Origin of the sequence: Acinetobacter sp. AG1 (assembly GCF_001005525.1) — a bacterium.
In the GTDB taxonomy this organism is placed as follows: Bacteria; Pseudomonadota; Gammaproteobacteria; order Pseudomonadales; family Moraxellaceae; genus Acinetobacter; species Acinetobacter modestus.
In genome coordinates, this window is sequence record NZ_LBMZ01000067.1 from 1 (window position 1) to 11,612 (window position 11,612).

At 32.9% G+C, this 11,612-nt stretch carries 5 protein-coding genes; 3 read left to right on the forward strand and 2 right to left on the reverse strand.

The genetic code is table 11. The features are described 5' to 3' along the window. Window positions 1-159: 159 nt before the first annotated feature. The 3 genes from AAV96_RS01345 to AAV96_RS01355 are packed head-to-tail and all read left to right on the forward strand — an operon-like array spanning window position 160 to window position 8,139. The gene (locus tag AAV96_RS01345; protein ID WP_046738024.1) at window positions 160-1,428 is read left to right on the forward strand and encodes a tyrosine-type recombinase/integrase; all 1,269 of its coding nucleotides are present in this window, start codon (window positions 160-162) and stop codon (window positions 1,426-1,428) included. Between the two features lie 48 nt (window positions 1,429-1,476). Further along, the gene (locus AAV96_RS01350) at window positions 1,477-6,153 is read left to right on the forward strand and encodes a hypothetical protein (RefSeq protein WP_046738025.1); all 4,677 of its coding nucleotides are present in this window, start codon (window positions 1,477-1,479) and stop codon (window positions 6,151-6,153) included. Window positions 6,154-6,210: 57 nt separating this feature from the next. Further along, entirely contained in the window at window positions 6,211-8,139 is a 1,929-nt protein-coding gene (locus AAV96_RS01355; protein ID WP_046738026.1) for an AAA family ATPase, read from the forward strand. A 166-nt stretch (window positions 8,140-8,305) separates the two neighbouring features. Here AAV96_RS01355 and AAV96_RS01360 read toward each other — a convergent pair whose 3' ends face one another. Both AAV96_RS01360 and AAV96_RS01365 read right to left on the reverse strand, forming a co-directional pair. Further along, on the reverse strand, window positions 8,306-8,680 hold the full coding sequence (locus AAV96_RS01360) for a hypothetical protein (protein ID WP_052750582.1): 375 nt from the start codon (window positions 8,678-8,680) through the stop codon (window positions 8,306-8,308). Window positions 8,681-8,939: 259 nt separating this feature from the next. Continuing rightward, entirely contained in the window at window positions 8,940-11,420 is a 2,481-nt protein-coding gene (locus AAV96_RS01365) for a DEAD/DEAH box helicase family protein (RefSeq protein ID WP_052750583.1), read from the reverse strand. Window positions 11,421-11,612: the final 192 nt, after the last annotated feature.

An 11,612-nucleotide genomic window follows, 5' to 3' on the forward strand; every position in this document is an offset into this window, starting at 1 on the left:
GGAAGCGGTGTCCGTCTAACAGTAGTCCTAAGCAATCCAAAGTAATACTATAAAAATATATTATTCAAATACTTAGAAATTATACCATCCTAAGCCATCTTGTCTAATCCGACTATTTCCAGTATTTTATGAGGGGTAGGTTGTGGGGTAAATCAGTACATGCCAAAGAAATCTAAAGAGCTATCTGCTCTCAGTGTAGCAAAAATTAAGGCGACTGGACGACATTCTGTTGGCGGTGTTGATGGTCTTTGTCTAAATGTCGAAGGCAATTCTCGTGTCTGGATTTTGCGTGCGGTAGTAGGTAAACGTCTAGATAAGGATGGAAAGTTAAAACCTCATCGCCGTGATATTGGCCTTGGCCCCTACCCTGAAGTTTCTTTAGCTGAAGCTCGTGCTAAAGCAACCGAATTAAGGTTACAAATACGAAGTGGCATTGATCCAATTGCTCATAAACAAGAACAACTTGAAAAGCTTCGCATCCAGCAGTTAAGGGATAAAACCTTCCATGAATGTGCCAAAGTTGTGATTGCCAATAAAACCCGTGAACTTAAAAATGAAAAGCATATTGGGCAGTGGTCATCAACACTAGAAACTTATATTTACCCAACTTTGGGCAATCTTAGTATTAGCAATATTACCAAAGTCGATATTGCTGCTGTACTAGAACCTATATGGATTGAAAAAAATGAAACGGCCAAACGTATTCGTGGTCGTATAGAGACCATTTTTGATTATGCCAAGGCTATGGGATATTTTGAGGGTGACAATCCTGCTGAATGGAAAGGCAATCTTGAACCTATATTAGGTAACTTAAAGCAGGAATCACGCCCTCACCCATCATTGCCTTATGAACAGGTAGCTGAGTTCATCCAACATCTGAGACAGAAAAAAGGGATTTCGCCTAAAGCTCTGGAATTTGCAATTTTAACAGCCTGTCGGTCTGGTGAGATTTTTGGGGCTAAATGGCAGGAAATTGATTTTAAGAATAAAGTCTGGATTATTCCTAAAGAACGAATGAAAGCAGAAAAGGAACATCGTGTTCCCCTGTCTCAAGAATCGATTGCTTTACTTGAATCAATCCAAGATCATACTCAAGCACAAGATTTCATCTTTCCTGCACCGCGTACTGGTGAGATGCTATCGGATATGTCATTAACTACATTAATCAAACGAATGCACGAACAAAAGCTAAAAGAAAATGGCTTAGGCTATATTGATCCTAAACAAAATAGGGTGATTACTACGCATGGTTTTCGTTCCACAATCCGTGACTGGTCAGCCGATAAGACTGACTACCCACGTGAAGTGTGTGAGCATGTGCTTGCACATAAATTGCCAGATGAAGTTGAGGCTGCTTACCTACGTGGAGCTTATCTTGAGAAACGTAAAGGGTTGATGGCAGATTGGGCTAAGTATTGCCAGAAATAATAATTGTTATATATTACTGAATAGTAGGATAATAATAAGGTTCTATACGTGGCATTAGAAGCAGGTGGTTTTGCTGAAAAATTGGGTAACTATTTTGAGACAAATTGGATTGCCTATCAATTCATAAGACTTCTTGAAGAAAAAATTGCTTATGTCACCATAGAACCTATAGGTACTGATGAAGTAGGTGTAGATGTTATTATTGGGCGACTAGATGGTAAAACTGAACATCATCAATGCAAAGCTGGAAATGGAAGCAATGAATTTTGGACTCTTTCAGCCTTAAATAGTACAAGCATATTAAAAAATGCCAAGTTCCAGATTGAGCAAGGCACTGAAGAATTTAATCTTGTTTCTCCTTTAACTTGTAAATTGATGTCAGACCTGCGCTTAAGCGCATTAAATAGCAATGGAGTGCCTCAAGATTTTTTAACGCACCAAATTAATACCAGTGTAGAAAGACAAAATGTTTTTTCACAGCTATGTATATATCTTGGTTTCGACATTCAACAAGATATACATTTGGAACGTGCAATAAATTTTCTTCAGAAATTTGTAGTGACCAGTTACTCCGAAGATGGATATCAACGTAATGAGCTAATAGATAAGGCCTCTATACTTTTTTTTGACCAACCAATTAATGTGATCAATTTTCTAAAAACCTATCCTGTTGGTTTTAATAGGCTTAGACAAAAAATTACAGCTTCTCAACTTTTAAACGATCTTGAGGGTCATAGTTTCAGTCTAAAAATCACTCCTAATGATGAAAGAATCACGACTGTCATTAGACAACTATCAGAAGAATTCGTTAATTCTATTGAACCTCATCTTATTACTCAAAATATTATCCCACGTCCTGAACTCAATGACATTGTTCAATCAGTAAATGAAACAGCCATAACTCTTATTAAAGCAGAAGCTGGTATGGGTAAAAGTGTTGTCTTATTGGACTTGCATCGCCAGTTACAAGAACAAAATATTATTAGTATCCCCATAAGGCTTGATCGAAAACACCCTGAAAATAACATAGATCAATTTGGGCAAGATTTAGGATTCCCCTCATCTCCTATTAGCTGTTTAAAAAATTTTGCGAAACATCAAAAAGTAGTGATTCTTTTAGATCAACTAGATGCTATACGTTGGACAGGATCACATTCAAGTAACGCCTTAGAAATATGTCGTCAATTAGTAAGACAGATTCTTAGTTTACGTCAAGAAAAGATTCAAATTAGTATTATTCTTGCTTCTAGAGATTTTGATGCACAGGAAGATGCACCCCTTTCAAGTTGGATTGGCAGTCTTAACAGTCAGCTTAACGAAATTAGTATTTCCACGTTAGATCAATCAATAGTCAGTGATCTCATCAAAGATTATGAGGTTTATAACTCTCTGACTGAAGAAAAAAAGAAAACTTTACAAATCCCTTTATGGCTTAATATTTATTTAACGATCGCAGAAAGAATCCTATCTGCTCCCAAGTTTACAAATAAGTTAGAGTTAGTACGACTCTTTAGAGAGAATCGCATAGACCTCTTAGAAATTAGTCACCACATTTCTAAACAAGATGCGATAAATCTTATCGATATTATTGTTGAACAAATGTCTCGTAACTCACGCCTGAATGTAAATGAAAACGTTCTACCCCCTGGTAGCCAAAATACATTACATGCTTTAATTTCTGTAGGACTATTATCTAAGCAAAGCACTAGAATAAGTTTCAGACATCAAGCTCTTTATGATTATCAAATCGGTCTTAAGTTCTTTAATGAAGCTATGATGTCTACCGACAATCTAATTCAAATGCTTGGAAACCGTAACGAACAAACTTTAACCAAGCGTGAGCATTTAAAATATGCTCTAAATCTTTTACTTGAAGCAGAACAAACCTCATTCTGCAATAGTATTAAAGCAATAATTTTTAATGAGAATATAAGATTTCACTTGAAATATTTAGCCCTCAATTCTCTAAAAAATATAAAAGATTTAAAAAAACCAGCTAAGCTCTTGATTGATGAAATTATTGCGGAATCCAGTTTATTTATTAAATTCCTAAATAATAGCTGTTATGAGAATGTGGCCATTTTATCCTATCTTTCAGAAAAAAAATATTTGAATAGTTGGTTAAATGACCATAATCATGAATTGCTAGATATTACTTTAAGATTACTCAGATCGATTGCAGACTATTCACCAGATCTTGTTCTCTCTGAAATGAAACCATTTATAGGGAAGTCTGAACAATGGGATAGATATGTCTATAACACCTTATGCTGGGATATCGCTAATGACTCAGTAGAAATGTTTGAAGTACGCAAACAGCTTATAGCATCAGGTTGTTATGTCAATTTTGTCAACTGGAAAGATCTTTCTAGAAAGAATCCCCTACGAGCCTTAGACCTGATTGAATTAATGCTGGATCATTATCAGAATATTATAGAAATTGATTATTATTCTGAACAACGTTCTAGCAAACCCAAATTTTCGAATAGAGATAATTGGTCAAGTATCGAACTGGATGAAATTATTACACTCGCTAATGCAATTCCCCAAGAAGCTATTCGTAGATTACTTACTCGCTTATCTAATCTCTTAAGCAGCACAACTAATGAGGAACAACTGTATCACTGGTTATCTAAAAAAACTAAGTACAATAACGATCCTGTAGCTAATTTAATTCATGGAATAATTGAATTACTCGAAAAATCAGCTGAAAAATTACATGACCAACCTGATCTTTTGTTTGAGTTAATTCATAACTATAGCAACAACCAAAATTTTGTATTCAATCATGTATTAGCTAGAATTAACATACACCTATCACTAGATTATTCAGATTTTATCATCAAATGGATTTTAGCCAATTCAGAAATACGTTTTCAATGTGGAAATATCTACAAAGAACCAGCATGGATATTATCAGGAAAAATAATTGAAAAGTTTTCTCCATTTTGTTCAGAAACCTTATTTCATGAATTGGAAAATAGAATTTTATTTTTTTCTTCTTTTGATTATGACGATATAAAAAGACAGCTTAAGTATAGAAGAACAGGCTATTTTTCTCATTATTGGGGAGAAACTCAGTACTTCTTGCTACCAAAACTGGATAAAAAAAGGCGGTATATCCAATCAGAACAAATGATCCAGATACTTAACCGTAAGTTTGGTCAATCTCAACCGTCAGATTTTTGTAAAATATACGAAATAAATAGTGGTTGGGTCACCTCTCCTATACGCAACGCTAATCATCTTTCTGATAAAGCATGGGCTGATTTAATTCTCACGCCTGCTACCGAATTTAACTCATTTAGATTAAAACGGATTAATGGAGATACTCTAGCAGAAGCAAGTATCCATCAATTTTCTAATGCTCTGATTACTGCAACAAAGAATCAACCTATTCGCTTCTGTCAATTAGCCTTATCCTTACCTAAAGATATTGATACTCAATATATTGAAGCTTTCTTTCGAGGATTACGTGATACCAGCTTGTCGAATGTTACTGAACCATATCGTGATAGTTGGGAATCTCCTCCTCTTGAATTAATTGAGCAAGTATTGGCCCACTTTTCACTAATAGATGATGGTCACTCCTTAATTGATTTATTAGCCACTCGTATAAAAATGTTGTCTCCAAAATATATTGAACAAATTGAATATTTAGCGACAAATTCAAAAGATCCAATACAGGGGAAGCTAAATATCTACAACCCTCAAAATGGAAATGACCCAGAAGTTATTTCAGCTGAAGAGCTTAGAGGTAATACAATTAATTGTGTAAGAGGTAAAGCTTATTTGGCTATTGCTGATCTCTTTTGGAATGATAAGATATATGCTTTGTCTCATAAGTATTTGGTAGATTTAGCTATAAATGATCCTCATCCAGCAGTAAAAATGGCTGCACTGGAACTCCTAGCTCCTTTGTTAAATTATGATGAAGATTTTGCATTTAACCAATTTCTTGCTTTATGTAATAAAGACCTAAGAATGACTTGCTGCTATGAATCTCATTATTTTTTTAATAATGGCTTTAAAGGAAAATATCAAAAGGCTTTAATTTCGCTTGTTTTAAAAATGTTAAGCTCCGACTATCAAGACGTTCGTAATGAGGCCGCACGCCAAATTTATGCTCGTTGGTATTTTGATGACCTCTTTCAGGAGGAACTCAAAATCATTTTTAATGATACTGGTATTCTAAAAGAAGGTTGCACGTCTGTAGTTAACCAGCTTTTATGCGATAGCCATGGAAATGAAAATCTAGAAAAATTACAATCGTCTTTTGAGATATTAGTTAATGATAACGATGAAGGTATCCTACGTTCAATTAGCAATATCGTTGGACATGATGAGTTTTGGAACAAAACAAATTCAGTAGAACTATTTGAAATATTTGCCAAATCTAAAGCTGCTCATTTTAATCTATATGGCTTATTTCATTATTTTGAAAACAAAAGTGATAGTTATGCTGAATATAGCTCATCACTTTTGACATTAGTTATTAATATAACAACTAATTCAACCACCAATAGTGAATTTAGAAATGAAAGGTTCCAAGACTCAGAAATTATAAAAGTTGTACAACGCCTTTATGATGAGGCAACAGATGATGAAGATAGTAACACTCTTAACATTTGTTTAGATATATGGGATTATTTATTTCAGTCAGATGCTTATTCTTCACTTGTTTTAAGAACAACTAATCATATAGAAAATGGTCTTTTAAGTTAATTATTTTCTTAATATTCTGTAAAATAAAGACTTTAGATCATTTTTTGAGATTTAACCATGGGTGAAAAGTTATACTATTGGGCTAAAAATTTAGAAAACTATATTTCTGACAATGATATAGATTTTAATGAAGTTATAGAAATTAATAGACTTAACTTTTTTATTGGTAAAAACAATTCTGGTAAAAGTAGATTTTTGAGACAATTATTCCAGACCTCCACTCATTTTAAAGAATATCAAAAATATGATCTTACTAATGAGGTAGAAGAGCTTCTAAGCTATTTACAACAAAATAATTTTAGGAGACCAACAATACACGGGCAAGATAACAGTTGGTCCTCTGATGGAACCTCTGTAGTATCAGATCAAGAAAAGTTTGAAATAGAATCTGATCTAAATGTTCTTATGTCTCTTAAATTCAATCTAAATGAAATTAAAAATAAAATTTTTGAAATTAAATCTATCATTAATCAATATACATTAGGCTCTAGTCATACAGTCAATCAAATGCCTACTCTTATAAAACAAATCGAAAATAAAGTTGCACGAATTGAACTACAAAAATGGTTTTCTGATGGTAAAATTTACATCCCAATTTTACGTGGAATGCGACCTGTTGCTGCTATAGATAAATACGCCTACATAGAACGTGCTCAAAAAGACTATTTTAAAGATAATGATAATTTTAATTCTTCAAACATTATTACTGGTGAGCGTTTGTATCATGAGCTTAAAATTCATTTACTTGGAGAACCAGAACAGCGTGAGTTAATAAAAAACTATGAAGAAAAATTAAGTCAGTATTTTTTTGACAATGAACCTATTTCACTTATCCCTAAATATGATCAAGATGTCGTCAACATCAAAATAGGAAATGAAAAACAATTTCCTATTTCCCAACTTGGCGATGGATTGCAGCAAGCAATTATTTTAACTTATGAAGCATATATCAAAAGGAGTGATGAGCAAAATAATAAACAGATCTTTGCCTTTTTTATTGAAGAGCCAGAACTACACATGCATGCAGGTATGGTACGTCAACTGATGAACTTTTATTTAAAAGAAACTGATCATTATTATTTTTTCACAACTCATTCAAACCATCTTTTAGATATGGCAGACGAGTCTGATCAAGTTATAATCCAAAAACTTGTTAAAAAATTTGAAGAAGGAAATTTAAAAGAATTTATCTTCCAAATTTTCCGTTGTGACCGAGATCGTGACTTACTTGCATCTTTGGGTGTCAGACCATCATCTGTCTATTTAGCAAATTGTACAATTTGGGTAGAAGGCATTACTGATCGATTATATATTACTAAATATATGGAAAAATATCTTAACGATTTAGAAACCTCTAATCCTGATTTATACAAAAGCTACCGCCGATTTATGCCTAATTATCATTATACCTTTGTTGAATATGCTGGTAGCAACCTAACTCACTGGTCATTTGATGATCACTATACACTTCCCAACCATAATAAAGGTTTAAGTGCAAAGGCAGTAGCAAGTGAAATGCTCCTTATTGCTGATGGAGATATAATAAATAAAAAAGATCGTGTAAAAGTGTTAAAAAGTGAGCTAAAAGCAGATAATTATTTCATTCTAAAATGTAAAGAAACTGAAAACACTTTGCCTAAAGAGTCGATTATTCGAGTAGCAAAGTCCAGATTTTCTCGTATGAAAAGTGAAACTAAAAAAAGTTATGATATATCTCTTATTGATCATATTACCGACGAAGGCTACTTTGATCACCAAGACGATGGAATTGGGAAGTTAATAGATGACCAAATCAAGAAAAAAACGTCCAAAACTCAAAAGACTGCTTTTGCAGATGGCAATGGTGTAGGAACAATTAAATATAAACTTAATTTCTGCCACGAAATTATTACAGATTTTGAGGAAAATCCTGATTGGCTGTTGACTTCCAAAGCTAAAGACATTTGTGAACGAATCTTTCAACATATAGAAAAATGTAATAGTTAAAATTATAAAAAGATGATTAGGATATTAAGAATTTTAATCATCTTGTTTCAACAATTTTGACTTTAATCACCACTACATTATTCCAATCATTAGTAGAAGCCTAAACCAGCCTAGAATGAGAAACAGGACATCTCCGATGCTTAAATTAATTTTCACCTTCCCAATATCAATACATTTCTCCCCAATGCAGCTCGGCAAGGGTTGTAAGAACTTCACCCTGCTTAAAATACTGACGTGAACCAGGTTGTGCTGATGTTTGCCAATAATCATTGCGTGGACATAACCCTCCACCTTTCACTTTGAGCGCCTCTTCCGCTAGCGATAATTCATAAATCTTATTGATTGATTTTCCTTCAGGCCAACTACAACCTTCATCAAAACGACACATCCACGCAATCCCTTCTTCATAACTCAAATGCCCATTAGGATCATCATCCCATAGTACATAACTAACCAGTTTCAGCTCATAACAACGTACCGGTTTGATTAATGCATTTGCATAGATAGGTAAAACAGGCACAGCATCATCTACAAGATACATTGAGGGTTTCACATAAATATACATCTCAAAAGAAATAAATATGATGTGCTATATGCTCGTTCAGCTAAAACCGACTGACAATGGAGATAAACAGACAATGGAGAGTCTGCAAATTTTAGAGTGTCAATATTCTAGCTGAAGCAAACATTTAGATTGCTCCACCCTATATAAATATTATCATCAGTACAAAAGTTATAAGATTGATCAAATAACCTTTAAAATAGAAAGTACGAATTAATACTACATACCATTTTTTCAACTATTCAACTCTAAATTTCTTAAGATATCTATTTAAATCCGCTTCTCGTACATTGAATAGCTCCATTTTTTCTTCGCAGAACCGCACCCAATCTGTATTAGAAGGTGCTGCTTCCACTTCTGTGTAAAATTCAATTAAATTAGAAACCAGTATCTGTATTTCAGAAATTAACAAAGCATATGTATTACTAGACTCCGCCTCAGAATTAAAAGTTGCAGAAGTATGTGAGACAATAGATATCAAACTGAAATTCTCAGAATTAAAATTATTCACATACCACTGACCTGCAATTAAAAGCTGACCATGATTCTCTTTATTATATTTTGCAATTTTTCTAGATTTTGCTTCTATTACCCATACATGTCCATTACTGAATTTCCAAATTAAATCAGGACCTTTCCCTCTCTCATCAAAGCGTCTACTAGAAAAGCCTAAATACTTAGCTAAGTCATCTAGATTCTTTTCAAATTGATTAGCACTACTTGTCGAATTCAATTGGAGAGAAATTGCTTTTAAACCATCTTTAATTCCATCTTTATACTGGAATGATGATATAAACTTTGCAACCTCAAAAGATTGTTTCTGTGGAGCAACTAAATTAGTATATTTTATCTCAGTAAGAGGTTTTAAAAGATTACTATTCCTCTGATATGCAGATCTTTGATATTCTTTATAATCACCACCATCAAAATTATAAGAAATTCTACCACATAATTGGTATAGCCACGCGCTTACTTGCAAATCCTTATCTTGATAAGTCCTATTAAAAATATTTAATGCATCAAGAGCCAACTGATGTTGATTTTTTATCCAGTAATTAAATATCTTTCGCTCAGTTAAAGCAGGCTCAACATCAGATTCAATATCTTGCATCTCATCCATTTTCTGAGCCAGTGTTCTAGCATGAAAAGTAGTCCATTTAATATCCCGTGAAAGACTCTGTTCAAAACAATCAATCAGTGAGCTTTCATTACTAACTATATTACTGAGCTGCCTTCCTATTTCTAATTGAATTTTACTAGGGGCTGTTAGAATTTCATAATTTTGACTCTGAGAAATCCAACTCTTTAGGTCTTCCCCAATTAGAATTACAACACAAAAATCGCCCCCTCCCCGAGCAGCCCGTCCAATCCCTTGCTCTACTCGTTGAGCAATCATTTTGGACAAAGTTTTTGATCCAAAGAAACTATTACTTTTAAAAATATCATAAGGTGATGTACCAGTAGGCAACCCATCTAATATCAACAATCTACATGAATCACCAGCCAAGTCTATGCCATCATATCTATTCGAAACAATCACTGGTTTATTTAATGTTCTCTTTAAAAGCTTATCGATCCCTTCATTAATATTTTCCTTATCTAAAACATAACCATAATCTTTCCATTCTTGTGCTTTTGCATCAGAAGGAGTAATAATGAGCGTTCCAACATTATTTGAATTTGCTTTACTAAAAAGTCTTTTAAGTGTTTCTATTGATATTTCATTAGGCATGAAAATCATTCTTTCACCAATACCAGCTAGTGAGCGATTTTTAATAACAGTTTCTAGTGACTGCTTACTTACACCAAAACTTCTAATTAACTCACTATCATCAGCAATTGTTGCTGACATAAAAACTCTTCGAGGGCACTCACTAAAAGAAGGGAAGCTTTCAATAATTGGTAAAATAGGTGTAATCGTAATAGATTTATGACTTATTAAAACATGACAATACTTCAAATTATCTTTAATTAATGGCCAAACAAATTCATTAGAAAAGTTTAAACTCAAATCTACTGCTAACAAATTACATTTATCTAGCCAGCTCCAATATGGAACTTCAAGTACATTTGTCGTATCTTGTTCATTAACTATTTCATGCAAACTAAGTGACTTATCAATTCCGTCAAAGGCACTTGTGAACATTTCAATAAATCTTGCATATAAATCTTTATTTCTATCACTATCAATATTTAACGTATAAACATCCCTTAAAATAGAAAACGCGCTATGTGCATCATCTAAAATAACTCCTCCAAGCTCTGTATATTCTCGACTACTCCCCTTAACTCCAAATTTACTTCTCCCATTAAAAAGACAATTATAGTTACAAACTAGTATAGATTGAGCATTAAAAAAATCTGTATGTAATTGTTCCCCTTTTATATATTCACAAACTGGAAAATTCATTAATCTTGCTTTTTCTAAAGTTTGCTCTACCAATTGATTATTAATGCATAAGTAAACTACTGGTTTTTTTGTTTCATTAAGAATAGATTTTGCAATTAACAATCCGACTAATGTTTTACCACCACCAGTATGCAATTTAAGTATATTATCTTTATTGGTTCTTTTATTATACCAATCTTTTAAGACATCAGCCTGACTACTATACAAGTCATTAAAGCCGCTGGGCTTGGGCATTTCTCTAAATATTTCAATAGGATCAGTAATCTCATCTTGTAATAAAGCCCCTTCTAAAGCTGAAAAATCAAACATAGTATTCCTTAAATTTTTAAATATATTTTTAACATATTAGTCTTAATTTTTACAAAAATATTGATTTAATTCAACAAAAAATTATAAATTTTCAACTATTATTATACATTCAAATAATAGGTTTATAAACTTGAACCATATTTTGTAAGAAATTGTATAAGTTTTTATTTTCTTGCTTTATCGTATTCTCAC